The 25,015-nt window shown below is 63.3% G+C and carries 19 protein-coding genes; 14 read left to right on the top strand and 5 right to left on the bottom strand.

All coding sequences use genetic code 11. The features are described 5' to 3' along the window. Positions 1-258 precede the first annotated feature (258 nt). The 4 genes from cobJ to cobG are packed head-to-tail and all read right to left on the bottom strand — an operon-like array spanning position 259 to position 4,544. A complete protein-coding gene (cobJ, locus tag HU773_RS03740) occupies positions 259-1,896 on the bottom strand; it encodes a precorrin-3B C(17)-methyltransferase (protein WP_115127292.1) in 1,638 nt (545 codons plus the stop codon). Next, entirely contained in the window at positions 1,896-2,630 is a 735-nt protein-coding gene (locus HU773_RS03735) for a precorrin-2 C(20)-methyltransferase (protein ID WP_370694595.1), read from the bottom strand. Before HU773_RS03735 ends, cobJ begins: the two co-directional genes overlap by 1 nt. Next, positions 2,627-3,253 (bottom strand): precorrin-8X methylmutase, encoded by a 627-nt coding sequence (locus HU773_RS03730; RefSeq protein ID WP_057437540.1) that lies wholly within the window; start codon positions 3,251-3,253, stop codon positions 2,627-2,629. The genes HU773_RS03735 and HU773_RS03730 overlap by 4 nt, the downstream gene beginning before the upstream one ends. Beyond that, positions 3,246-4,544: a precorrin-3B synthase gene (gene cobG / locus HU773_RS03725; RefSeq protein ID WP_186625848.1), complete on the bottom strand. Its 1,299-nt coding sequence runs from the start codon at positions 4,542-4,544 to the stop codon at positions 3,246-3,248. The genes HU773_RS03730 and cobG overlap by 8 nt, the downstream gene beginning before the upstream one ends. 111 nt (positions 4,545-4,655) lie before the next feature. On the opposite strand from cobG, the gene cbiE reads away from it, so the two are divergent. The 13 genes from cbiE to HU773_RS03660 all read left to right on the top strand — a co-directional run bounded on the left by cbiE (position 4,656) and on the right by HU773_RS03660 (position 17,454). After that, positions 4,656-5,861 carry a precorrin-6y C5,15-methyltransferase (decarboxylating) subunit CbiE gene (gene cbiE / locus HU773_RS03720; protein WP_186625838.1) on the top strand — a complete coding sequence of 402 codons (1,206 nt, stop codon included), beginning with the start codon at positions 4,656-4,658 and terminating at the stop codon, positions 5,859-5,861. After that, positions 5,858-6,583 (top strand): cobalt-precorrin-6A reductase, encoded by a 726-nt coding sequence (locus tag HU773_RS03715; protein ID WP_057958202.1) that lies wholly within the window; start codon positions 5,858-5,860, stop codon positions 6,581-6,583. The genes cbiE and HU773_RS03715 overlap by 4 nt, the downstream gene beginning before the upstream one ends. 56 nt (positions 6,584-6,639) lie before the next feature. Next, entirely contained in the window at positions 6,640-6,972 is a 333-nt protein-coding gene (locus HU773_RS03710; RefSeq protein WP_057958201.1) for a type II toxin-antitoxin system RelE/ParE family toxin, read from the top strand. A 5-nt stretch (positions 6,973-6,977) separates the two neighbouring features. Continuing rightward, entirely contained in the window at positions 6,978-7,301 is a 324-nt protein-coding gene (locus HU773_RS03705; RefSeq protein WP_057958200.1) for a helix-turn-helix domain-containing transcriptional regulator, read from the top strand. A 102-nt stretch (positions 7,302-7,403) separates the two neighbouring features. Continuing rightward, positions 7,404-7,799, top strand: a complete 396-nt coding sequence (locus tag HU773_RS03700) for a DUF2946 domain-containing protein (protein WP_169959867.1) — start codon at positions 7,404-7,406, stop codon at positions 7,797-7,799. 45 nt (positions 7,800-7,844) lie between these two features. After that, positions 7,845-8,327 (top strand): copper chaperone PCu(A)C, encoded by a 483-nt coding sequence (locus HU773_RS03695; protein WP_115127288.1) that lies wholly within the window; start codon positions 7,845-7,847, stop codon positions 8,325-8,327. 19 nt (positions 8,328-8,346) lie between these two features. Continuing rightward, on the top strand, positions 8,347-8,769 hold the full coding sequence (locus tag HU773_RS03690; RefSeq protein ID WP_128593122.1) for a DUF2946 domain-containing protein: 423 nt from the start codon (positions 8,347-8,349) through the stop codon (positions 8,767-8,769). Positions 8,770-8,862: 93 nt separating this feature from the next. Beyond that, positions 8,863-10,938 (top strand): TonB-dependent copper receptor, encoded by a 2,076-nt coding sequence (locus tag HU773_RS03685; protein ID WP_057958197.1) that lies wholly within the window; start codon positions 8,863-8,865, stop codon positions 10,936-10,938. Positions 10,939-11,032: 94 nt separating this feature from the next. Then, a complete protein-coding gene (locus tag HU773_RS03680) occupies positions 11,033-12,415 on the top strand; it encodes a PepSY-associated TM helix domain-containing protein (protein ID WP_057958196.1) in 1,383 nt (460 codons plus the stop codon). Positions 12,416-12,568: 153 nt separating this feature from the next. Beyond that, the gene (locus HU773_RS03675; RefSeq protein WP_186625839.1) at positions 12,569-14,677 is read left to right on the top strand and encodes a TonB-dependent receptor; all 2,109 of its coding nucleotides are present in this window, start codon (positions 12,569-12,571) and stop codon (positions 14,675-14,677) included. Positions 14,678-14,714: 37 nt separating this feature from the next. Next, positions 14,715-15,503, top strand: a complete 789-nt coding sequence (locus HU773_RS03670; protein ID WP_057437525.1) for an ABC transporter ATP-binding protein — start codon at positions 14,715-14,717, stop codon at positions 15,501-15,503. Next, complete coding sequence (locus HU773_RS03665; protein WP_170044487.1) at positions 15,500-16,447, top strand: ABC transporter substrate-binding protein; 948 nt, start codon at positions 15,500-15,502, stop codon at positions 16,445-16,447. Before HU773_RS03670 ends, HU773_RS03665 begins: the two co-directional genes overlap by 4 nt. Then, entirely contained in the window at positions 16,444-17,454 is a 1,011-nt protein-coding gene (locus tag HU773_RS03660; protein ID WP_057958193.1) for a FecCD family ABC transporter permease, read from the top strand. The genes HU773_RS03665 and HU773_RS03660 overlap by 4 nt, the downstream gene beginning before the upstream one ends. A 51-nt stretch (positions 17,455-17,505) precedes the next feature. On the opposite strand, the gene HU773_RS03655 is transcribed toward HU773_RS03660, so the two are convergent. Beyond that, the gene (locus HU773_RS03655; protein ID WP_186625840.1) at positions 17,506-23,433 is read right to left on the bottom strand and encodes a DUF4329 domain-containing protein; all 5,928 of its coding nucleotides are present in this window, start codon (positions 23,431-23,433) and stop codon (positions 17,506-17,508) included. 301 nt (positions 23,434-23,734) lie between these two features. Here HU773_RS03655 and urtA point away from each other — a divergent pair, with 301 nt between their 5' ends. Beyond that, the gene (gene urtA, locus HU773_RS03650; protein WP_057437515.1) at positions 23,735-25,000 is read left to right on the top strand and encodes an urea ABC transporter substrate-binding protein; all 1,266 of its coding nucleotides are present in this window, start codon (positions 23,735-23,737) and stop codon (positions 24,998-25,000) included. The last annotated feature ends 15 nt before the right edge of the window (positions 25,001-25,015 follow it).

Below are 25,015 nucleotides of genomic sequence, written 5' to 3'. Positions count from 1 at the left end.
CACTAGTCGCGTGATTGAACTTTTTTCAGGGGGTACGGAGAGCGTCATTTCACCGTAGGAAAAATCAGAGTTTGTTGCACCCCGCGTAAATACTGGGGATGGGGTGACGCCTGATAATCGCAGGCTTACTTTCTGCAACTGAAAGAGAGGAACCGTTAATGGCATTGCGAAATGACGCGGCAGAACACAGAGGTTTCTGTCATCAATGATTAGCCTTTTCTGACAGATCAGCGGCCCCATTGCGGGGCCGCTGCCGTTTCAGGAGGCCGGTTTCTCGCCATACCAGCGTGGCGTGTACACCCACTCACCACCGCCCACCCGAGGGAACGCGCAGGTGGTGGACGAACCGATCAGCACCATGGTGCGCATGTCCACCTGGTCCGGGGTCAGTTGGCCCAGGGTGGTGGTGCGCAGCGTTTGCCCGGGGCGACCGATATCGCGCCCCAGCACTACCGGCGTGGCGGCGAGGCGGTGCTGGGCGACGATTTCCAGGGCACGCCCCAATTGCCATGGGCGCGAACGGGAGATGGGGTTGTAGAACGCCAAAGCCAGGTCGGCCTGGCAGGCCAGGTCCAGGCGTTTCTCGATGATGGACCAAGGCTTGAGGTTGTCCGACAGCGACATCACGCAGAAGTCATGGCCCAACGGCGCACCCGCCTGGGCCGCGGTGGCGAGGGACGCCGAGACCCCCGGCAAAATCTCCAGCTCGACCCGCTGCCAGGCCGGGTCGCTGGATTCGTGCAGCGCCTCCAGCACCGCCGCAGCCATGGCGAACACCCCTGGGTCGCCGGAAGACACCACCACCACCGAACGCCCCTGGGCCGCCAGCTCGAAAGCATGCCGTGCCCGTTGCATCTCTTCGCGGTTATCGGTGCAGTGCTGCACCTGGTCGGCGCGAAACGGCCCGGCCATGCGCACATAGGTTTCGTAACCCAGCACATCGGTGCAGCGCGCCAGTTCTGCCTTGACAGCCGGCACCATCAACTCGGCTGCGCCGGGGCCCAGGCCGATCACGGCGAGACGGCCACGGGGGCGGCCCAGTTGCGCCAGGTCCACGGGCCCGGCGGCCGAGTGGATGATGATATCGGGGCCTGCCGCCAGCGCCGTAAAGCGCAGCGGCACGCCCAGTTCCAGCGCCGCCTCATGCAGTTCGCCACTGGCCATGTCGGCGTCATCGGCCAGCAGGCACGCCAGGGACTGCACGGCGATGCCGTCCTGCTGCAACGCCTGGCGCACCCGCGCGGCCAATCCGACGCCGGGGCGGCAGGTGACCCAAGTGTTTTTCGGATAGATCAGCAGCTCATTGGCCGCCGGCACGCGCTCGGCACTGCCGACATGAATGCTCAGGCGCGCCTGCTGGTCCTGCGGCAGGTTGGCCTGCTCCAGCCATGGTGCGGCGCCTTCAATGCGCACCTGTTCGCCAGCCAGCAAGTCCGAGACAAAACGCTTGCCCAGCTCAAGGTCCGCCAACTGATAACCCTGGGGCGGGTTGAGCAGGCAGGTGCCAAAGCGCAGTTCACCACTGGTGGTAATCGCAGCCGCCACCCCCAGGGCCGCCGCGATTTCCCGCGCCATGATATTCACCCCGCCCAGGCCGCCGAGCAACGGCACCACCGCACTGCCGTCTTCAGCGACGGCCAGCACCGCCGGCTCTTCGCCTTTCTCCAGCAACAGCGCCGCCAAGGTGCGAATCACAATCCCGGCCGCGCACAGGGCAATGATCGGCGTGCCCTGTTGATACAACTGGCGCACGGTCGCGCCAAATTCGCTGTAGGCCTGGTCGGCGCCTTCCACCCGGCCGGCCAGGCCGTGGATCAAGGCGCCGGGGTACACCTGCTGGATGCTGCGCGCGGTGGCGAGGCTGCCCTGGCCGAGAATGACGATCGCCGGCGTCATCACCCTTGCCACCTTTCGCCCGGCACGATAATCAACGAGAAATATGGCGAAGACATGGGTTCGACCTGATCCAGCGCGACGATTTTCTGGTTGGCCATGGTGGCGCGTTCCACATACAGCGCACGCCCGGCCAGCCCCAGTTCCTCCAGCACCTGGCGCACCTTGGTGAAGTTGCGTCCCAGCTTCATGATCACCGCCGCATCGGCATCCGCCAGGCGGCGTTTGAGTTCGTCGTGGGGCAGCACCCCGGACAATACCGACAGGCTCTGGTTGCGATACACCAACGGCGCACCCAGCACCGAGGCACCGCCGAGCATCGAGCACACGCCGGGGATGACTTGGGCGTCATAGCGCTCGGCGAGGCGGTCATGCAGGTACATGTAGGAGCCGTAGAAGAACGGGTCGCCTTCGCAGATCACCGCCACATCGCGCCCGGCATCCAGATGCGCGGCCACATCAACACTGGCCGCGTCGTAGAAATCGCTGATCACCTGTTCATAGGACAGCGGCGCCGGCAAGGCTTCGGTGGTCACCGGGTACACCAGCGGCATCAGCGTCTGCTGGGGCACCAGGTGTTCTTCGATAATGCCGAACGCATTGCCCTTTTTGCCCTTGGCGACGAAGTACGCCACCACCGGCGATTCGCGCAGCAGGCGCAGGGCCTTGAGGGTAATCAGTTCCGGGTCGCCGGGGCCGACGCCCAGGCCGATCAATCGTCCACGTGCCTGCATCATTCGACCTCCGTGGCCAGGGCGTTGACCGCTGCGGCGGCCATCGCACTGCCGCCCAGGCGGCCTTGCATGATCACAAACGGCACGCCACGGCTGTCTGCGGCGAGCATCGCCTTGGACTCGGCGGCGCCGACAAAGCCCACCGGGAAACCGAGGATCAGCGCCGGTTTGGGGGCGCCGGCGTCGAGCATTTCCAACAGATAGAACAAAGCAGTCGGCGCGTTGCCGATCACCACCACACTGCCTGCCAGGTGCGGGCGCCACAGTTCCAGGGCGGCAGCGGAACGGGTGTTACCCAGCTCCCGCGCCAGCTCCGGCACGCTATCGTCACGCAAGGTGCAGATCACTGGGTTATTGGCAGGCAGGCGCGCACGGGTCACGCCTTCGGAGACCATCCGCGCATCGCACAGGATCGGCGCACCGGCGGCCAGGGCCTCACGGCCGGCTTTGCCCGCGCCTTCAGAAAACTGCAAACCGTCGATAGCCTCGACCATGCCGCAGGCGTGAATCACCCGCACGGCGAGTTTTTCCAGGTCGGCCGGGATGCGATCCAGCTTGGCCTCTGCGCGAATGATCGCAAAGGAGTTGCGATAGATCTCCTGACCGTCGCGGATGTAATCAATCATCGGTGTTGCTCCGTGGACAGGCACGCAACACGGCGCCCGCCGCTTCAATAGAAAGGTTGTGCGCGTGCAGGCGGCCGAAACCCGGCTGGCCTGCATCGCGAAAATAGAGGTCGTAGTGCCCGGTGCCCACTGCCAGCAGGGTAATCGGGGCAATGTGTGCCGCAGCGCAGGTGCGTGGGCAGCCAGACAGGTGCACATCAAGGCCATGGTCCTGGAGCAGCGTGGCCAGGTGCAGGGCGTCGGCCTTGGTGTCGGCCAGGGCCTTGGCGCAGCCGCTGGAACCGGTGCAGGCAATCAGCCGCGCCAGGGCCTGGTCGGCGGAACAGAGGAAGCCCAATTGCGCCAGGCCCGTCGTCACGCGCACGGCGGCGTCCGGCGCCAGGTTGGGCAGCAGCAGGCCTTGCCACGGGGTGAAGCGCAATGTGCCGTCACCCTGTTCGAGGGCCAGTTGCGCGGCACCACGCAGCATGCTCGAGTCCAGGCGTCCTAATGGCGTGACCGCCGCCACATAGACCTGCTGCGGTTGGCGCTGTGGATAAGTGCCAAGGCGCAAACTGCTCGGGTTGGCGCGGCGACGATAGCCATCGGCGGGCAGTACCGGCAGGCGCAAGCGCCTAACGAAGTTATCCACAGACGTGTGTGTCAGCAGGTCGCGCATGCGGTTCTGGTCGGGTCGGGCCAGCTCAAGAAACAGTTCCAACACCGCCACGACCAACTCATGGCCTTGCTCCAGGGGTACGGCGCCCAGCGGCCTGTCATGCCCCGGGCAACCGGCCAGGCCGAATGCCAACAAGGTCTGGCCCTGCGTGGGGTAAGCCGATAACCACAGGTCATGATGATGTTCGAGCATCGCCAGGGCTTCGCCGCCATCCAGTTGCACGGCGAACTTGGCCGACAACTCATGGAACCGTGGATGGGTTTGCAGGGTGGCGAGGATCTGCTCCGCCAGGGGCCGGGTGTCCAGCAGCATGTCGCGGTCGATGCCCGCGCCGGGGCTGAGCATCACATTGCGCACATCATCGCCCGCAGCGGTGGTCGGGCCCAGGCCTGCGGCCAGCAGGTGCGCGATCAAACCCTCGTGCCCCAGGCCAATGCCGCGGATCTGCAGGTTGGCGCGGTTGGTCGCCTCGATCACTCCGCCGGCGTAGGTCTGCGCGGCGTGTGCCACGGCCAGCGCCTGCGCGGCGGTGATGACCCCACCGGCCAGTTTGATCCGGCAAATCCCGCCATCCAATGCCTGGACAATACGCAGCAACCCCGGACAACCCGAGGGACGTTTGCTGGCGGACAGAGGAAGTGGCTTCACGGGGGCTACCGGTTCACGGGTAAAGGCGCGGTATTATGCCTGCTTTGTCCGGCAGCATGAAAAGCCTGCCCGTCGGATGTCGTTCAAGGAATCAATATGTCGCCCTGGCTGACAGTAGTAGGCATTGGTGAAGATGGCTTCAAGGGCCTGGGCAGGAATGCCCGGCATGCTCTGTTGCGCGCCTCTCGTATCATCGGCGGCCAGCGCCAGCTGGATTTGCTGCCGGTGTGCATCCGCGGCGAACGCGAGCTGTGGCCCAGCCCGTTTTCCCTGGAGCCGCTGCTGGCACGGCGCTTTGAACCGGTGTGTGTACTGGCCAGTGGCGACCCGATGTTCTACGGCGTCGGCGCCAGCCTGGCGAGGCAGGTGGCGGCGGATGAGCTGTTGATCCTGCCGGCGCCTTCGTCGGTGTCACTGGCGGCGGCGCGCCTGGGCTGGCCGTTGCAGGACGTGGTGACACTGTCGGTGGTCGCCCGCCCGGTGGTCGCGCTCAATGCTCATCTGGCCAGCGGCGTGCGCTTGCTGGTGTTGAGCAACGACGGCCAGAGCCCGACGGCCATCGCCGCGTTGCTGCGCGCCAGCGGGTTTGGCCCGAGCCGCCTGAGTGTGTTTGAACACCTCGGTGGCGCGGCCGAACGGCGTATCGATGGCCACGCCGAAAGCTGGCAAGACCCAGCCATTGCCGCGCTGAACCTGGCCGCCATCGACTGCCTCGCCGACGCCAATACCCCACGCCTGTCGCGCCTGGCCGGCCTGCCGGACTCAGCGTTCAAGCATGACGGCCAACTGACCAAGCGCGATGTGCGAGCCATGACCCTCGCGCGCCTCGCCCCCACCCCGGGCGAATTGCTGTGGGACGTCGGCGCCGGCAGCGGCTCCATCGGCATCGAGTGGATGCGCGCCCATCCCAGCTGCCGCGCCCTGGCGATTGAAGCCGACGCTGGCCGCCAGCAACTGATCGAACATAACCGCGACGCCCTCGGCGTGCCTGGCCTGCAATTGATTCGCGGCAGCGCGCCCCAGGCCCTGGCAGGGCTGGAAGCGCCTGATGCGATTTTCATCGGCGGCGGCGTGACCCGCGACGGCGTGCTCGACACCTGCTGGCAACACCTGCGCCCTGGTGGGCGGCTGGTGGCCAATGCCGTGACCCTGCAAAGCGAAATGACCCTGATGGCCTGGCGCGCGCAACACGGCGGCGAGTTGACCCGCATCCACGTGGCCCAGGCCCAGCCCCTGGGCGACTTCGATACCTGGCGCCAGGCGCTGCCCATCACCTTGCTTGAAGTGCTCAAGCCGCTATGAAGCGCATCCTGCTGCTGGGCGGCGTGACGGAAGCCCTGGCCATCGCCCGCACCCTGGGGCCCCAGCATATCTACAGCCTGGCCGGGATTGGCCGGGTGCCCACTGACCTGAGGTGCCAGGTGCGCGTCGGTGGTTACGGCGGCGCCGCAGGGCTGGCGCAGTTTATTCGCGAACAGGGCATCGACCTGCTGCTGGACGCCAGCCATCCCTACGCCGCACAAATCAGCGCCAACGCCGCCCAGGCCGCGCGCTTGTGCACGATCCCCTGCTGGGCCCTGCGCCGTCCCGCCTGGCAGCCACAACCGGGTGATGACTGGCGTGAAGTCAGTGACTGGGCCGGGCTGATCGAGGCGTTGAAACCCTTCCAGCGCCCACTGTTCACCCTCGGCCGCGAACCGCTGCAACACCTCGATGAAATCCCCGCCGGGCAGTTCTGGACCTTGCGCGCCCTGGACGTCTACCCCGGCAACGAACGCTGCGAAGTAATCGGCGCCCGTGGGCCGTTTTTGATCGAGGATGAACGGGCGTTGTTCGAACGACGGCGGATTGATGTGCTGATCAGCAAGAACAGCGGCAGCAGCGCCACCGAACCCAAGCTGGAAGTGGCCCGCGAGCGCGGCATACCGGTGGTGGTTTTGCAGCGGCCGGTGTTGGCGGGGGTGGATCGGGAGTTTTTGACGCCCCAAGAAACACTCACAGCGTTGGCAAGTTTCACTCAATAAGTCAGGATCGCCCGCTTGCTTGACAAGTAACCTATTTGTTACCTTCGAGGCGGGCGATGATTGAGATCGAAGAATATAAACGCAGCGGCCAAACCAGCCCATTCAAACAATGGTTTCTATCCCTGAGTGTCCAGGCACGCCTTAAAGTATCAACATCATTGCTTCGGCTGGAAATGGGCAACACCAGCAATATCAAGTGGTTCGATGGAATGGGCGAGTATCGGATCGACTGGGGCCCGGGGTATCGAATTTATTTGGTACGGGAGGGCCTGCGACTCATCATCCTGTTCGGCGGCGGTGACAAATCCAGTCAGAAAAAAGATATCAAAACTGCAAAGTCGCTGATCCGCGATTATCAACGCGACAAAAAACTGGAACAAAAGAGGTAGCCAGCATGGCACTTACCCGTAGTTATAAACTTACGATTGCCGAAGCCGCCCAGCGCGACCCAGAGTTTGCCCAGGCACTTCTCGACGAGGCTGCTACGCTATTTCTCAACGGCGAACCAGAATTGTCCCGCATCATTCTGCGCGACCTGGTCAACGCCACTGTCGGTTTTGAGAGTTTGGCGAAGGAGACGGCCAAACCGAGCAAAAGCTTGCATCGTATGCTTTCGGCTCATGGCAACCCAAGCATGGATAACCTGGCTGCAATCTTTGCGGTACTCCGAAAGGGACTTGGGGTCGATATGCAGGTTCATGGCGTTCCCGTCGCATAACCTGACATCACTGCGACACCAAACCACACCAGCAACTTTTACTTATGCCCCCCGATCAGGCTAAATACCCACCTGATCGCTTAACCCTACGGATTGTCCGCCATGGCCCGTCAACGCTTTGCATTTGCCTGGATCGCCTGCCTTGCAGTGCTGTTCAATGCGTTTGCCATGCCATTGGCCGGGGCAATGCAACAGGGTAAAAGCCCTTCCGAGCAATTGCTGTGGGGCAGTTTCTGTTCGTCCAATGGCAGCAAGCTGGTGGCGATGTCCCTGGGCACGCTGGATATACCGGCGCCGCAGCAGGACGAACATTCCAGCATGCAGCATTGCTGGTGCTGTTCGGGCTCGGCGCCGTTGGTGGCGCTGCCGGGACATGTGCCGCAGTTGTATCTCACACGAATCGACCCGGCGCCTGGCCTGCCATCGCCTGCCCTGCAAGCCCCGACTCCGCGCCAGCAATGGCCGAGCCTCAGCCCCCGCGCCTCTCCTACCGTTTGATCACTTCGCAATTGAACTGCGTTTGAATCGTTCTGGAGAACTGCCATGCTCAAATCTTCCCTGCTTCTGGCGGCCTTGCTGCTGCCTGCGTTCAGTGCCGCCAATGCCGATGACTACAAGGCCGGCGACCTGCTGGTGAGCGACCCCTGGTCACAGGAATTGCCGCCCAATGCGCCGACGGTAGCCGCCTACTTTGTGATCCATAACCAGGGTGAAGCCCCGGACCGCTTGCTCAGTGTCGACACGCCAGTGGCGGCCAAGGCCGAGCTGCATGAGCATGTGATGCACGGTGACCTGATGAAGATGCAGCAGGTGCCCAGCGTGGCCGTGCCGTCCAAGGGCGAGCTGACCTTTGCGCCGATGGCCTATCACGTGATGCTCCTGGATCTTAAAGATCGCAGCCAGTTGCGCGACGGCCAGCACTTCCCGCTGACCTTGAACTTCGAAAAGGCCGGGCCGGTAAAAGTGCAAGTCTCGGTGCAAAAAGTACCGCCGATGGCCGAGCACGGACACAAGCACGCCCATTAACCAGCCCAGGCCGCTCCCCATGGGTGCTCGCGCCAACAGGTCGACCACGCGCCGCCGCCAGCCTTTGAGGTTGGCGGGCGGCAGTTGGATCAGCCTGTTCGCCATGCTGATGATCTTTATCGGACCGCTGATTTCCCAAGCGATGCCGATGGATCATCACGCCGGCATGTCCATGCAGATGTCCATGGACGACACCTGCCATGCCGCGCCCCAGCACCCGGCCGAGCACACCAAGGCCCCCGCCGCCGACCACGTGATGTGGGAGAAATGCGGCTATTGCAGCCTGTTGTTCAGTTGCCCGGCCCTGCCTGGCAGCGTGTCATTCGTGGCCCTCGGCAGCCCGCCGCCGGCCACTGGCCTGATCCCCGCACCGCGCCTGGGCCATGCCCGGCAGAGCATTTTCCCCGGCGCCCGCAGCCGCGCCCCGCCCAGCCAGTCGTAGACCGCCAATAACACACAACTTCGCACGGCCGCCTTCACACAGACAGCCGCAGGCTGCTGGCCGTGTTGTTTACGACTGATTGATGGAATTTTTATGTCCAGGTTTCCTGCTGACACCCGTATGGGACGTACCCCTGTGCTCGCCGTTTTGTGCGGCGCACTGTTGGCGCCACAGGCGTATGCCGACGAACACGCCGAGCACCACAATGAGCTGAGCCCGACAGTGATTACCGGCGTCGCCCCCAGCTCCCCCCTGACCATCGTCACCAACCCCAAGGACCCGCGCCAGCCAGTGCCGGCCAGTGATGGCGGTGACTACCTCAAGACCATCCCCGGCTTTGCCCTGGTGCGCAATGGCGGCACCAATGGCGACCCGGTGCTGCGCGGCATGTTCGGCTCGCGCCTGAATATCCTCACCAACGGCAGCATGATGCTCGGCGCCTGCCCTGGCCGCATGGACGCACCCACCTCCTATATCTCGCCGGAAACCTACGACAAGCTGACCGTGATCAAAGGCCCGCAAACCGTGCTCTGGGGCCCGGGCGCCTCGGCCGGTACGGTGCTGTTCGACCGTGAGCCGGAGCAGTTCGGCGAGTTGGGCACCCGAGTCAATGCGAGCATCCTCGCCGGCTCCAACGGTCGCTTCGACAAAGTCGTGGATGCCGCCGCCGGCGGTTCACTGGGCTACATCCGCGTGATCGGCAACCAGGCTCACTCCGACGATTACAAGGACGGCAACAACGACACCGTCGCCTCGCGCTACGACAAATGGAACGGCGACGTCGCCCTCGGCTGGACCCCGGACGCCGACACCCTGCTGGAGCTCACCGCCGGCCGTGGCGATGGCGAAGCGCGTTACGCCGGGCGCGGCATGGACGGCTCGCAGTTCCTGCGCGAAAGCCTCGGCCTGCGTTTCGAGAAATCCAACATCGGCGAGGTGCTGGACAAGGTCGAAGCGCAGGTCTACTACAACTACGCCGACCACGTGATGGACAACTACAGCCTGCGCACGCCGTCGGGCACCGGGATGATGGCCGGACCCATGGCTTCCAACGTCGACCGCCGTACCCTCGGCGCGCGGATCAAGGCCACCTGGCGCTGGGCCGATGTGCAACTGATCAGCGGTATCGACGCACAGACCAACGAACATCGCCAGCGCAGCAGCGCCGGGGTCGACACCTACAAGAACCTGCCGCGCAACAAGGACGCCGACTTCCATAACTACGGGGTGTTTGGCGAGTTGACCTGGTACGCCGCCGACAATGACCGGCTGATCACTGGCGCCCGCCTGGATCGCGCCTCGGCCAAGGATTACCGCCAGCGCACCGGCAGCGGCATGATGAGCCGCGCCAACCCGACCGCCGGCGATACCCGCGCCGACACTCTGCCGTCCGGTTTCGTACGTTATGAACATGACTTGGCCGACAGCCCGACGACCCTCTACGCCGGCCTCGGCCACGCCGAACGCTTCCCGGACTACTGGGAGCTGTTCTCCCCCGGCAAAGGCCCAGCGGGTTCGCTGAATGCCTTTGATGCAGTCAAACCAGAGAAAACCACCCAACTGGACTTCGGCCTGCAATACAAAACCGCTGACTTGGAAGCCTGGGCCTCCGGGTATGTCGGCCAGGTGCGCGACTACATCCTGTTCAACTACACCCCGGGGATGATGGGCATGACCTCCCAGGCGCAGAACATCGACGCGCGGATCATGGGCGGTGAATTGGGCGCAGCCTACAAGCTGACGGCCAATTGGAAAGCCGATGCCACCCTGGCCTACGCCTGGGGCAAAAACAGCAGTGACGGCAAGGCCCTGCCACAAATGCCGCCATTGGACGCGCGCTTCGGCCTGACCTACAGCGAAGACGACTGGAGCGCCGGCGCCTTGTGGCGCGTGGTGGCGGCACAAAACCGCATCGACCAGAACAAGGGCAACGTGGTCGGCAAGGACTTCGCCAAGAGCGGTGGCTTTGGCGTGTTCTCCCTCAATGCGGCGTACCGCATCAACAAGAACTTCAAGGTCAGCACCGGCGTCGACAACCTGTTTGGCAAGGCCTATGCCGAACACTTGAACCTGGCCGGCAACGCTGGCTTCGGCTACCCGGCCAACGACCCGCAAGCCATCAATGAACCAGGGCGCACGCTCTGGACCAAGGTGGATATGAGCTTCTAACAGGTGGCTTTGTGTAGGAGCGAGCTTGCTCGCTCCTACACAGGCCCGTACCTCCAGACCTACCTATAAATAAAAAACCTTGCGGAGCACCCTGATGAACCCGCCAAAGATTTCCTTCTACAACCTGGCCTGGCGCTGGCATTTCTACGCCGGGCTGTTTGTCGCGCCCTTCATGGTGTTGCTGGCAGTGACCGGCATCATCTACCTGTTCAAACCCCAGCTGGACCCGTTGATGTATGGCGACCTGCTCAAGGTCGAGCCCGCCGCGCATGTCCTCAGCGCCGACGAGCAATTGCAGCGCGCCAAGGCCGCCTACCCCCAAGCCGCCCTCAGCAAATACCTGCCACCTGTGGACGCCAGCAGCAGCGCGCAATTTGTCCTGCACAACGCCGGCCACGAACTGACAGTGTTCGTCGACCCCTATCGCGGCAACGTGCTCGGGGAGCAGGACGCGACCTACAACCTGCAAGCCATCGTGCGTGCCCTGCATGGCGAGTTGATGATCGGCACCACTGGCGACCGCCTGATCGAACTCGCGGCGGGCTGGGGTGTGATGCTGGTGGTGTCCGGCCTGTACCTGTGGTGGCCGCGCGGCCGATCGGCCGCCGGGATCCTGTGGCCACGCCTGGGCAGTCGCGGGCGCCTGTTCTGGCGCGACCTGCACGCGGTCACCGGGTTTTGGGGCGCGGCGTTCCTGCTGCTGATGATCCTCAGCGGCCTGACCTGGACCGGCTTCTGGGGCAAGCAATACGCCGACCTTTGGAACCGCTTCCCGGCCGCCATGTGGAACGACGTGCCGCAATCCGACCAGCAAGCCCGCAGCCTCAATACCGCCACGCAACAGACCGTGCCCTGGGCCATGGAAAACACCCCCATGCCGATGTCCGGCGAGCATGCCGAGCACATGCAGCACGGCGGCATGCACCACGGTCCTGCCGCCCCGACAATCAGCCTGCAGCAGCTGGTGGACCTGGCCACCGCACGCCAGGTCGAGCCGGGCTACAGCATCACGTTCCCGACCACAGCCACGGGCGTGTTCACCCTCGCGGTGTTCGCCAACGACCCGCGCAATGATGCGACCCTGCATGTCGACCAATACACCGGCAAGGTCCTGGCCGATGTGCGCTGGGAGCACTACAACACCGTAGCGCGGGTCACCGAGTCCGGGGTGATGCTGCACGAGGGCAAGATGTTCGGCGTGGTCAACCAGATCATTGTGCTGCTGGTGTGCCTGATGATTCTGCTGAGTTCGGTCAGCGGCCTGGTGATCTGGTGGAAGCGCCGGCCACAGGGTGGCCTGGGGGTTCCGCCGTTGCGCCATGACCTGCCGAAGTGGAAAACCGCGATGGTGATCATGCTCGCCCTGGCGATTGTTTTCCCGCTGGTCGGCGCCTCGCTGATCGTGGTCTGGGTATTGGATCGGCTGGTCTTGTCACGCCTGTTCAAGCAACGTGAATCGGCCTCATCTTCTGCATGAGGTAGGCGAGATGCCCTACATAGAGGCGTTATGTAGTCTTACGCGGGCTTTCATCCTCCACGTAAGAAGTGTTAACTTATAACACTTATTGCACTGTCCCCACTCGCCGCGCCCAGCGGCGAGTACCGTCTCGAAGAAGCGATCTGCCGCCCGATGAACAAGTACCTTGCCAGCGGCCTGTGCCTGCTTGCCTTGCACAACAGTGCCCAGGCACTGACCCTGCCCGTCAGCCCCGTGACCGCCCCGGCGGTGGACAGCGCACCGGTCGACCTCAACACCCCGACCACCGCCGGTTCGCGCCTGGGCCTCAGTGCCCTGCAAACCCCCGGCAGTGTCGAAAGCCAGACCGGCGAGCAGATCCGTGAACGCGCTGATGCCAGTGTGCAGGACGCCATCTCCCGCGCCACCGGCATCAGCCGCACCGGCACCCCGGGCGACGGCGGTACCTCGCTGCAGGCTCGGGGTTTTGCCGGCCAGGGCTCAGTGATGCAACTGTATGACGGCAACCGCCTCTACAACGGCATGGGCACCTCGACCTTTCCGGTCGACACCTGGGCCGTCGAGCGCGTGGACGTGCTGCGCGGCCCGGCATCGGTGCTGTATGGCGAAGGTGCCACCGGCGCGGTGGTCAATACCGTCGCGAAAAAGCCCTTTGAGGGCGAGATCGAAAACCACATCCGTCTCGGCTACGGTTCCTATGATCGCCAGCAACAGGCCCTGGACAGTGGCGGCTCGCTGACCGACACCCTGAGCTATCGCCTGAACCTCAATCGCCTGCGCAGCCATGGTTTTATCGACCGTGGCGACTCGGCCAGCGATTTTGCCAGCGGCGCCCTGCGCTGGCAGGCTGCCGACAACCTGAGCTTCACCCTGGCCCACGACTACGGCGACCAGCGCCCGCAGAACTACTTCGGCACACCACTGCTCAACGGCCACTTGCACAAGGGCCTGCGTGACAAGAACTACAACGTCAGCAACGACACCCAGCATTACAACGACCAGTGGACCCGCCTGAGCAGCGAGTGGCAGATCAACGACAGCGTCAGCGCGCGCAACGAGCTGTACTACCTCAAGGCCCAGCGCCGCTGGCAGAACGCCGAGAACTACAATTTCAGTGCCGGGCAACTGACCCGCAGCGGCTTCTACGGCATCAAGCACAACCAGGAACAGGTCGGCGACCGCCAGACCTTTACCTTCAAACACACCCTGTTTGGCCTCGACAGCCAGACCGTGACCGGCGTGGAATACAACCGCATCCGCTTCCGCCTGGCCAGCAATTCACCGTTTACCGACGTAGTGACCGGCGGTCAGCCCATTGACCTGAAACACCCGGCCCAGGCACCGTTTGAAAGTGCCACCCCGTTCCTGCCGCTGTTCGCCACCACCACCAAGCAGTTCGCGGGCTTTGCGGAAAACCGCCTGCAACTGACTGACCGGCTCTCGCTGATCACCGGCATCCGTCGCGACTACGTGCACCTGGACCGCGATGAACTGCGCAGCGGTGAACGCAACGACAAGACCCTCACCGGCAACAACTGGAAGGCCGGCCTGGTGTTTACCCTCACCCCGGACACCTCGGTCTACGGCCAGTACGCCACCAGCACCGATGGGGTCGGCGGCCTGATCTCCCTGAGTTCAAGCCAACAGGCGTTCGACCTGTCCACCGCCAAACAGACGGAAATCGGCATCAAGCAAGCCTTCTGGGACCAGCGCGGCGAGTGGACCCTGGCGGCCTACCATATCGTCAAAAAGAAACTGCTGACCGATGTACCGGGCAACCCGCAGTTCAAACAGCAGGTGGGCCAGCAATCCTCCGACGGCCTGGAGGCCAGCCTCGACCTGCAACTGCCCCACGCCTGGCAACTGCAGGCCAATGCGGCCATCGTGCGGGCGCAGTACGACGACTTCCAGCAGGACGTCGGCGGCGTGCAGGTTTCGCGCGACGGCAATCGCCCGGTGGACGTGCCGCGCCGCACCGCCAACCTGTGGCTCAGCAAGGCCGTGACCGACGACATCCGTGCCGGGGCCGGCGTGCGTTATGTGGATGCGCGTTACGCCGACATGGCCAACCGCAATGAGCTGCCCAGCTACACCGTGGTCGACGCCACTGTTTCGTGGAAAGCCCTGCGCAACACGACATTGGGCCTGCAATTGAATAACCTGTTCGACCGCACCTATGCCGTAAGCCAATACAATGACGGCCAGCAATGGATTCTGGGGGAGCCGCGCTCGTTCTTCGTGACGGCGGACTACACCTTCTGACCCCCACCCCGGATCGCTGTTTGACTTGAGATATTTGATGCCCACACTCAACCTTCACCACCTCGCCTGGTCCCCCCTGGGGCATGGCCACTGCCATCACCAGTTCCATCTGCGTGATGCCAGCCTGCAGGTGGGTGCCGGGGAGTTTGTCGGGTTGATCGGGCCCAATGGCAGCGGCAAGACCAGCCTGTTGCGCTGCGCCTACCGCTTCAGCAAACCCGAGCAGGGCGAAGTGCACCTCGATCACCAGAACGTGTGGAAGCAATCCTCGCGCTGGTGCGCCCAGCGCATCGCCGTGGTGCTGCAGGAATTCCCCGATGCCTTCGGCCTGCGGGTCGATGAAGTGGTCGCCATGGGCCGCACTCCGCACAAAGGGCTGTTCGACAGCGATACCCTGCACGACCGCCAATTGATTCAACAGGCCCTCGAGTCCGTCGGCCTGCTGGGCTTTGAAGACCATGCCTTCGCCACCCTGTCCGGCGGTGAAAAGCAGCGCGTGATCCTCGCCCGCGCCCTGGCCCAGCAACCGCAACTGCTGATCCTCGACGAGCCGACCAACCACCTCGACCCGCGCTACCAACTGGAGCTGCTCAAGCTGGTCAAGCGCCTGCAGATCGGCACCCTGGCCAGCATCCACGACCTGAACCTGGCCGCGGCCTTCTGTGATCGCCTGTACGTGATCAACCATGGCCGCATCGTCGCCAGCGGCACGCCCCACCAAGTACTGACCGTCGAGCTGCTGCGTGAGGTGTTCGGGGTTGATGCCTTGATCGACACCCACCCTTTGTCCGGCTACCCACGAATCACCTGGATAACCCAACCATGATCCTGCGTTCCCTGCTGTGCCTTACCCTGCTGTGCGGTGCAACCCAGGCCTTTGCCGAAGCCACCCGCTACCCGTTGAAGATCCAGAGCTGCAACCGCGAGGTAACCTTCAATCAAGCCCCTGAACACGCGGTCAGCCACGACATCAACATGACCCAGATGATGCTCGCCCTGGGCCTCAAGTCGCGCATGGTCGGCTACAGCGGCGTGACCGGCTGGAAGGCGGTGACCCCGCAAATGGCCACCCTTCTCGACGGCCTGCCGGAACTGGCGGCCAAGTATCCGTCGGTGGAAACCCTGCTCAATGCCAACGTGGATTTCTTCTTCGCCGGCTGGGACTACGGCATGCGCGTCGGTGGCGACCTCACCCCGCAAACCCTGCAACCGTTGGGCATCAACGTGCTGGAATTGACCGAGTCGTGCGCATTCGTGATGAAGCGCCCGGCTGCGACCCTGGACGACACCTATAACGACCTGCGCAACCTGGGCCGGATCTTCGACGTGCAGGACCGCGCCAATGCCCTGATCGCCCGGATGCAGGCCCAGGTCGGCGCCGTGCAGAAAACCCTGCCCGCCGAACAGCCACGGGTATTTCTCTACGACAGCGGCGAAGACCGCGCCATGACCTCCGGCCGCCTGGGCATGCCCCAGGCGCTGATCGCGGCCGCCGGCGGGCGCAATATCCTCGACGATGTGGATGCCAGCTGGACCCGGGTCAACTGGGAGACCGTCGTCGAGCGTAACCCCCAGGTGATCGTGATCGTCGACTACAGCGAAATCACTGCCGAGCAGAAAATCCAGTTCCTGTTGGATAACCGGGCCCTGCAATCGGTGGATGCGATCAAGCAGCGGCGCTTTATCGTGATCCCCTACGTGCAGGCCACGCCGGGCATCGACAATGTGCTGGCGGTGGAAACCCTGGCCAAGGGGTTCCACGGCCAATGATCGAGCGCCGCTATGCCCTGCTGCTCGCCGCCCTGGGTGCGGTGCTGCTGGTGTCCTGTGTGGTCTCGCTGGGCTTCGGCTCGGCGCGGGTGCCGGTGGACGTGGTGTGGCGGATTCTGTTGCACAAGGCCCTGGGAATCGGCGAAGTGGATTGGTCGGTGGGCCAGGAGCATATCGTCTGGCTGATCCGCGTGCCGCGCATGGTGCTCGGGGCACTGGTGGGCGCCGGCCTGGCGCTGATCGGCGCGGTCTTGCAGGCAGTCACCCGCAACCCGCTGGCCGACCCGCACCTGCTGGGCGTGACCTCGGGCGCCACCCTGGGCGCGGTGATTGTGGTGCTGCATGTCGGCCAGATCATCGGCCTGCTGACCCTGCCCATCGCCGCCTTTATCGGCGCCTTGCTGAGCATGCTGGTGGTGCTGGCGGTAGCCAGTCGCAACGGCCGGCTGGAGAGTGATCGCCTGTTGCTGTGCGGCGTGGCGGTGTCGTTTGTGATGATGGCGGCAGCCAATCTGCTGCTGTTCATGGGCGACCATCGTGCCGCGTCGGCGGTGATGTTCTGGATGCTCGGCGGCCTCGGCCTGGCACGCTGGGAACTGCTGGCGATTCCCAGCGCCACCGTGCTGTTGGGCCTGCTGTTGCTGCTGGGCATGGCCCGCCCACTGAACGCGCTGATGGCCGGCGAGCAGACCGCCGTGACCCTGGGCCTGAATGCCCGCACGGTACGGCTGCGGGTGTTTTTGATTGCCTCGCTGATGACCGGCGTGCTGGTGTCGATCAGCGGCTCTATTGGCTTTGTCGGGCTGATGGTGCCGCATATCGCCCGGCGCCTGGTGGGCGCCGAGCACCGGCGCTTATTGCCGGTTTGTGTGCTGGTGGGCAGCCTGTTCCTGGTCTGGGTGGACGTCGCCGCGCGCACCCTGATCGCCCCCGAAGACCTGCCGATAGGCGTAGCCACGGCGGCGATTGGCGGGCTGTTTTTTATTGGCCTGATGCGCAGGCGCTAGGCCTCCTCAACACTCATCGACCGGCGGCGTATCGGCAGGTGACCCTCGCCCTTACAACTCATCGCGGTCGCGTATCCTCAACGCTTCATCCATCTGGATTTCTTCGGTTTGCGTGTCGTCGCGGGTATCGACCTGAGCGTCTGACAGGCGTCCCTCGTACCGCCATAACGCATCCCGCTCCAGTACAAAAAGCTCACCGCTACTGGTCACGCGTTTCAAAAAGACACTGGGCTGAAGACCGGTGCCCAACACCATGACCTCCTCTTCCATCCTGGAAAAACTCGGGATGTATTTGAGGAGCGCCCCTTCGCGAACCGACAGATAAACGCTGGCTGGCCGTTGCGCATGGGCACGTACCACGCGCAGATAGAATCCGAGGAGGGTCGGGCCGACAAAGTTATTGATCAGCCTCTGTTCCTTGGGATCACTGCTTTGAGTAGACGGCATGCTTTTATAGACAAGCTGGGCAGCGACCACTTCATAGCGCGACGGGAACACGGGTAACGGCACCGGGCGGCCCACCGGCTGTACCAGAGGCTGTACCGGCCCGTCGGGCCCCGTGTAGAAAAGTGCCAGTTGCTGCGCCGTATCGAGCCCGGCCGCCAATGGTTGCGTTCCGACAAACGAGGTGCGCGTGGGGTTGCCCAATACGGCGGCCAGGTACTCCCGCCCCCGATACGGCGCGAGCCTGCGATGGATGGCGCGCGCTGCATCGTCGGCAAGGGAAAAGAGCGGGCCACAAGCCTGCCAGGTTGCAAAAAAGCCTTCCCCCGTACCGGGTCGCCAATCGGCGGCGACCCGCACAGTGCCGGACCAGACACGGCCCTCGATCAATATATCCAGATTGCCTCGGGCAATCAGGCTGCGCACGTAGTCGAGCATGCGGGCGCCCCCCTGCAGTAGCTGCAAACGCAGGGTCTGTAGCGTGCTCAGGGTGTCCAGTTGCTCATCAGTGCCAAGGTACTGATACCTGAGCAGCGCGCCGTCCAGGCACGACAGGTAAAACGTTAGTTTTTTGTCCTTGAGCCCGTGAATGGAGAAGCGTATCCCCGTATCAATATCCGAGGGCAGAAAGAACGCCTGATGCAACGGGTCATCCTCCGCTGTCAGAACCTCCCGGGTAGCACAGAGGTAGAAACCTTCGAGCGTATAGCCCTGGGGAAACAGGCCCTGGGGGAAAACCTGGTTGTAGTCGCGATAGCTCTGGCGCACCAGCGGCAGACTGACCATGTAATGCCCCGATCTGTGCGACTTGAAGATGTAGCCGAACTGCAGGCTTTCGCCGTGCCTGCAGTGCTCATGGGCATAGCGCACGGCATCCTGTTCCTGAGTGAAGACCGGGCTGAACGGCGGATCGGCCAGCGAGTTCCTGATCAATAACGGCTCAGGTCGGTCGAGGTTGGCAATGAACGGGGTGCTGATCCTGCGGGGCAGACCCCACACCTGGCTCCCCTCCACGACCCGCAATACACCGGCCTGGCCCAACCGGGAAACAAACTCGACCGGGGTCAGCGTGCCATCGCGCATCTGGCGCTCGACAAGGTTATCCAACAGTTCCGCCCGTTCGAGCTTCAACGGCAGCAAGGCCTTTTTCAGCTCATCCTCCAGGACTGTATGGCTTCGGGTGTAACTGAGCACACAGCCGTCACTGCCCAATAGATACTCACGGGTCAGGCGCGTGTCCGGGGACTGCAACGATGAACTGATCACCCGGGTGGAGAGCATGTTGCGATAGACGTTTTTTTGCGTGACCTCCAGAGCAAACGGCAACTCCCGCACCGGGCTGGTGCGGTAGCGCGCGACAATCGTGTGTCCCGCCGGAAAGCCCCCGGAGGCGACCACTTCATCCGGCAGGATCCACTTGGGATCGAAATCTTCCCGAGGCACCCTCAACGGTTCGGTCGCCACGAACAGGCCGTCAGGGCGTTTGAGGATCACCCCCCCCATCCCTCCGTTATCGTGATTGCTCAGCTGCGAGCGCACATGCCGCACCGCATCATCCTGCTCCTGGAAAGCCGGCCCCAGGCGACGACGGATAAAGTTCCTATAGGGCCGCCATAACACAGCGTTTTCGCTCACCGGGCCCCGTCGGTCCCAGCACTGGCTGCTGTACAACACCCGCAAGTCTCCGGCCTTGGCAATCAGCGAAATATAGCGGCGGGTATCCAGGGAGCCATTGCGCAGGCTCATGCCCTGGATCGTCACACCGTCCCCGCCACTACTCTGCTTGAGCAATGACGAAGCCTGGGGCTGATACCGCAGCAAGGCCCCGTCCAACGTCGAAAAATACACCGGCAGCACGGGAGTGGTGGAAGACCGCGGTAAATTCCGGGCATCCTCTTCAGCACGCAACAACACCTCGGGCGTGACAAAAAAACTCGTCAGCCAGGCCTCTGTCGTGGATAGCCCCACGGGCAGCCATTGCTGTGAATACAGCAGGCCCACCAGGACAAACCCCTTGGCGAAATCGCCACCGGCCAGATACCCGGCGCCTCGGGTGGAATCACTCAACCAACGCCCGTCCGGCTTGACCGGCAACAGTTCACTGACCACGAATTCATCGCGTTGTGGGTGTTTGAGGATGTAGGCCGCCCCTCCCTGGGCATCCAGGTTCCTGCCGTACCAGCGAACGTGGGCGTTGAGTGCCGCCGCGTCCTGGCTGTTGAAAATCGCACCAAACGCCGGGGCTTGCAGAGCCACTTCGGCGTACTCGAAGTTGGGCGTCCAGTCGTTGTAGACCTTGCCACGCGGCCCCCACAACTGGCTGCGAATCAGCACCTGCAGATTGCCCGCCTCCGCCAGGCGGCTGACAATGTCCACGGGCTTGAGCTTGCCGCTTTCCAACCGTTCGAAATACCCATGCTGGCCCGGCTCGCGGGTGGTGTTGTTGAGCACCAGCAATTCATTGGCCGAGCCACTGGGGGTGTAGCCGATCAGGTTGTTCGGCGACCCGCTCAGATAGGCCGGCTGCCGGGACTCGATCACCGAGCGGATCTCCCTGTCCGAGAACATCGTGATATTCACCTCCAGGTCGGCAAGGGTCCAGCCAAGACGCCGCTGGCGCCCCAGGTCACTCAAGGACAAAGCCGCATGGGACGCGTAGCGGGCATGAATTTCATAACCCGCCGGGGGCACCAGCAAGCCACTGCCCTGTGTCGGCAGCAGCAGGTCGGAGGCAAAGCCGTCACCGTGGATGCTCACCGGATCAGTGAACACAAACCGCCCGTCGGTCTTCTTGAGGAGGTAGCCACCCAGAGCGGTCCCACGGCGAAAGCCGATCTTCTCGTGGGCATGGCGTGCGGCGTCATCGGCCGTCAGGAACGAGGCACTGAGCACCATGGCGCCCGAGCCCAACGGCAGTTGCTCAAGGTCATGCATCGGCCCCAGGACGTTCCATAACCCGCCCTGCTGAAGCACCACCAACTCCCCAGCGCGGATGACCCGGCGCACGAACTCGCGCGGGGTCAGCGAGCCATCGAGCAAGGCGACCTGGTTGCCGTTGTCGGTGACTGCCTGGCCCGCCACGCTGAACAGTTCGTTGGCGGTCTGCGCACTCGGCACCTGCCAATGCAGCAGCGCGTTGTCGGCGGTCTGCAGATACAGCTTGAACCCCAGTCCGGCGATTTGCAGGCCGAAGGTGGCGATGGCCTGAGTCATGGCGTCCACCCACAGCGCCGGGCTGGCAAAGCGCTTGTACAACCAGGCTTCGCTGGCCGGCAATTGCCCGGGCTCGAAGCGCGGTGCGTTCCGGTAGACGCCGACCACCCGATAGTTAGAGAGCAGTTTCGGCTGACCGTCGGCGCGGGTCGGGAACAGGCTTGCCAGGGTCGAGCCCGCCGCCACCGGTAACGTCGCGACATACGACGAGCGGGTCTGATGCTTGAGGACAAACCCCTGGTATGCAGCAGGCGGCAGCGAGTCGAGATTATTCAGGGCGATCAGCGCCGCCACATGCCCCATGCCGGCGACCGGCGTAAAGAACGGCTGTTCCTGCACACTGCCGGCGGGGGCGACCGGGTTGCCGAGACGCCAGCCTCTGGATATCCGACCGCGAGCACCGCCCCAGACACGATTGGGCAAAACCACCCGCAGGTCTCCAACATCCGCAAAGCCCCAGATGGCCCCTTCAAAGTCAGTGAATGGCTCGATCTCCAGCTCGCCGGTCAGTTGCTTGAGCAGCTTCTGCTCCGCTGCCGAGCCGCTGCTCATGTACTTGAGCAAAGAGCCCTCCGGCCCCGAGAGATAGTGGGCCGGGGCGAACTCGCGGTTACCGATGATAAACGCCTGGTCGGCCGACGAGAAAAAGCTGATAAACACCCTGACCTGGTCGGCGGAAAACTGTTCGTGCAGCTGTTGTTCCCCAGCGGAGCCTGCCGGATGCGAATGGTAGAAGGCGTGGCAGTCATAGGGCGACGGTGCAATGAAGTAGTCATGCTCGTCGGTGGCCATCATGGTGCGGAAATCAAACTGAATGGACGCACCGGCCACCGGCTCAGTGGCGAAATAACGCCCGCCCTGTTTCAGTACCGCGCCGCCATACTCCTTGTCACGCCGCTCGCCGATCCGATTGTGGGCCCAGCGGGCAGCATCGTCGGCCGTGGCAAAAGGCGGGCTCAAGACGGGCTTGGGAATCAACGAACAAGCACGCCAGTGCCCATCGACCGGGCCAACCTTGTCCCAGATCTTCCCTGCCCGGATCACCGCCAAATGCCCGGCCGCTGCCACGCGCAGTACAAAATCCCGCGGCCGCAACGTGCCGGCAAGCAGCGCCGAATCAATCTGGTTATCCACCACCCGACCGCTGGGCGCGACGCGAAAAAGCTCCGTCTCAGCCGCCGAAAACCCACAGGTGTATCGCAACAACGCGCCATCGTTGAGGTTGCGATAGAACCACAGCTGGCGCCCCGGCCCCAGTAAATCCGTGGCCTGGTGCCCCTGATAAAGCTGGGTCGCCAGCTCAAGCGGAGTAAAGAAGTTACGGTACAGCCAGGGTTCCAGGGCGGCGAGCCGCACTGGCGTCGGGGTTTTTCCCAGATAGACCCCGACCCAATGAAAATGGTCGTGCACCACGCGCTTGCCATCCGGGGTGCGCGGGAAGAGCTGTTGAACCGACAGCGCCGGTGCGCCATCGGCCTGGGGTTCGCTCAGCACATAGTCTTCTTTGTCGACGTGCTTGAGGATAAACACCGGCCGTGTCCGCTGGGGGCTGCGCGCCTGCAGCACCGCCAACGCAGCCGTCAGTCCCGCCTGGACAGGCCCGCAGGCAGGCAGGTCGTAGGTGTGTGAAGCAAAGGGTGAATACGGCTGCCACTGCTTGGGAACGGTGCCCACCGAACCGCCCCACAAGGGACTGGACACCACAAAGGACAGTTGGCTGACACTGAGCACCTTCTTGATAAGGCTTTCCGGTTTGTTGTCGGGGATCCCGTCCTCATGATTGAAGTGCAGCTTTTGATCAAGCCAGACCCCGAAACGGCGCTCCTCTTCCGAGCCGCTGGTGACATGCTTGAGCAGCGCGCCGTCGGGAGCGGACAGATAGGACGCAGAGAAAAAACCGCGCTCCAGAATATTGATGGCCAGATCAATGTCCGAAAAAAAGCCGTTCAGCGCCCGGACCTGACGATCGGAAAACTGCGGATTATTGGCTTCGAACTCATCGAACAGATCGGGGTGAGAGTGGTAGTCGGCCACACACCGATAGCCTTCCGGGGCCAGGTACTGCCCATTGCTGTCGACCTTCAGTACCTTCCAGTGATCGAAACTATTGCGCTCCCCGGCGATGGGCTCGGTGGAATGAAAGTAACCATCCGCCAGGCTCTCCAGAATCACTCCGCCGTACTCCACATCCCGCCGCCGACCAATCTGCTGATGAGCATAACGAGCCGCATCATCCATGCTGGCAAAGGCCGGCCCCACTGGCGGCAGCACCGCATCTGACTGCAAACCGCCCCCGAACCAGCCGCGTTTAGGTCGCTCCATGACATCCCCTCCAATTGGATAATCGCTGTGGCCAGACGCTGGCCACACAGCCAGCCAAATAATCACCGCTGCGGCCTGGCAGGGGGCGCTAGATAGTTATCTGCCGTCGCGCCCTGCCCTATTCGGGCGCGCCTCACGCACCAGCATGCAAAACAGGCCCTCACTTGGTGCAGCGTGCCTTGCCCACCCAGTCGATAGCCCCTGCAACCGCGCGGTGCAGGCACTAGGCACAGCCTTTGCAAACGCTCCAGCAATGCCCCTATCTGCCCTCATGAAAATAATCAGTTCTGGAGATCGCACCATGAAGCGTCGCAGCTTGATCAAGGCTTTCACTCTGTCGGCATCCATTGCCGCCATGGGCCTGACCTGGACCGTCCAGGCCGCCGAGACCATCAAGGTCGGCATCCTGCATTCGCTGTCCGGGACCATGGCCATTTCCGAAACGTCCCTCAAGGACATGGCGCTGATGACCATCGACGAGATCAACGCCAAGGGCGGAGTGAACGGCAAGATGCTCGAAGCGGTGGTGGTCGACCCGGCCTCCAACTGGCCGCTGTTCGCCGAAAAGGGCCGACAGTTGCTGACCCAGGACAAGGTCGCGGTGGTGTTCGGCTGCTGGACCTCGGTGTCGCGTAAATCGGTGCTGCCGGTGTTCGAAGAACTCAACGGCCTGCTGTTCTACCCGGTGCAATACGAAGGCGAAGAAATGTCGCCCAACGTGTTCTACACCGGCGCCGCGCCGAACCAGCAGGCGATCCCGGCAGTGGAATACCTGATGAGCGAAGAAGGCGGCAGCGCCAAGCGTTTCTTCCTGCTGGGCACCGACTACGTGTACCCGCGCACCACCAACAAGATCCTGCGTGCGTTCCTGCATTCCAAAGGCGTGGCCGACAAGGACATCGAAGAGGTCTACACCCCGTTCGGCCATAGCGATTACCAGACCATCGTGGCCAACATCAAAAAGTTCTCGGCGGGCGGCAAGACCGCCGTGGTCTCCACGGTCAATGGCGACTCCAACGTGCCGTTCTACAAGGAACTGGCCAACCAGGGCCTGAAGGCGACCGAGGTACCGGTGGTGGCGTTCTCGGTGGGCGAAGAAGAACTGCGCGGCATCGACACCAAGCCGCTGGTGGGCAACCTGGCGGCGTGGAACTACTTCCAGTCGGTAGAAAACCCGGTCAACGCCAAGTTCGTCGCCGACTGGAAAGCCTACGCCAAGAAACACAACCTGCCGGGCGCCGATAAAGCGGTGACCAACGACCCGATGGAAGCCACCTACGTCGGCATCCATATGTGGGCGCAGGCCGCTGAGAAAGCCAAGTCCACCGACGTCGACAAGGTGCGCGAAGCCCTGGCCGGCCAGACTTTTGCGGCACCGTCGGGCTACACCCTGACCATGGACAAGACCAACCACCACCTGCACAAGCCGGTGATGATTGGCGAGATCCAGTCCGACGGCCAGTTCTCGGTGGTGTGGCAGACCGAAGGGCCGATCCGTGCCCAGCCGTGGAGCCCGTACATCCCTGGCAATGACAAGAAGCCGGATCACGCGGTGAAGAGCAACTAAACCGCACCACAGATC

This window comes from Pseudomonas shahriarae (assembly GCF_014268455.2).
In the GTDB taxonomy this organism is placed as follows: Bacteria; Pseudomonadota; Gammaproteobacteria; order Pseudomonadales; family Pseudomonadaceae; genus Aquipseudomonas; species Aquipseudomonas shahriarae.
Note: the sequence above shows the minus strand (reverse complement) of the source record. Positions and strands in the feature narration are given on the sequence as shown.

Excerpts from the sequence above, each read along its gene's own strand:
- HU773_RS03665 (WP_170044487.1), top strand. The coding sequence starts at position 15,500 with ATGATCCTGCGTTCCCTGCTGTGCCTTACCCTGCTGTGCGGTGCAACC.
- HU773_RS03690 (WP_128593122.1), top strand. The coding sequence starts at position 8,347 with ATGGGTGCTCGCGCCAACAGGTCGACCACGCGCCGCCGCCAGCCTTTG.
- HU773_RS03730 (WP_057437540.1), bottom strand. The coding sequence starts at position 3,253 with ATGATTGATTACATCCGCGACGGTCAGGAGATCTATCGCAACTCCTTT.
- HU773_RS03680 (WP_057958196.1), top strand. The coding sequence starts at position 11,033 with ATGAACCCGCCAAAGATTTCCTTCTACAACCTGGCCTGGCGCTGGCAT.
- HU773_RS03695 (WP_115127288.1), top strand. The coding sequence starts at position 7,845 with ATGCTCAAATCTTCCCTGCTTCTGGCGGCCTTGCTGCTGCCTGCGTTC.
- HU773_RS03685 (WP_057958197.1), top strand. The coding sequence starts at position 8,863 with ATGTCCAGGTTTCCTGCTGACACCCGTATGGGACGTACCCCTGTGCTC.
- HU773_RS03670 (WP_057437525.1), top strand. The coding sequence starts at position 14,715 with ATGCCCACACTCAACCTTCACCACCTCGCCTGGTCCCCCCTGGGGCAT.
- HU773_RS03710 (WP_057958201.1), top strand. The coding sequence starts at position 6,640 with ATGATTGAGATCGAAGAATATAAACGCAGCGGCCAAACCAGCCCATTC.
- HU773_RS03660 (WP_057958193.1), top strand. The coding sequence starts at position 16,444 with ATGATCGAGCGCCGCTATGCCCTGCTGCTCGCCGCCCTGGGTGCGGTG.
- urtA (WP_057437515.1), top strand. The coding sequence starts at position 23,735 with ATGAAGCGTCGCAGCTTGATCAAGGCTTTCACTCTGTCGGCATCCATT.
- HU773_RS03735 (WP_370694595.1), bottom strand. The coding sequence starts at position 2,630 with ATGATGCAGGCACGTGGACGATTGATCGGCCTGGGCGTCGGCCCCGGC.
- HU773_RS03655 (WP_186625840.1), bottom strand. The coding sequence starts at position 23,433 with ATGGAGCGACCTAAACGCGGCTGGTTCGGGGGCGGTTTGCAGTCAGAT.
- HU773_RS03705 (WP_057958200.1), top strand. The coding sequence starts at position 6,978 with ATGGCACTTACCCGTAGTTATAAACTTACGATTGCCGAAGCCGCCCAG.
- cbiE (WP_186625838.1), top strand. The coding sequence starts at position 4,656 with ATGTCGCCCTGGCTGACAGTAGTAGGCATTGGTGAAGATGGCTTCAAG.
- HU773_RS03675 (WP_186625839.1), top strand. The coding sequence starts at position 12,569 with ATGAACAAGTACCTTGCCAGCGGCCTGTGCCTGCTTGCCTTGCACAAC.
- HU773_RS03700 (WP_169959867.1), top strand. The coding sequence starts at position 7,404 with ATGGCCCGTCAACGCTTTGCATTTGCCTGGATCGCCTGCCTTGCAGTG.
- cobJ (WP_115127292.1), bottom strand. The coding sequence starts at position 1,896 with ATGACGCCGGCGATCGTCATTCTCGGCCAGGGCAGCCTCGCCACCGCG.
- HU773_RS03715 (WP_057958202.1), top strand. The coding sequence starts at position 5,858 with ATGAAGCGCATCCTGCTGCTGGGCGGCGTGACGGAAGCCCTGGCCATC.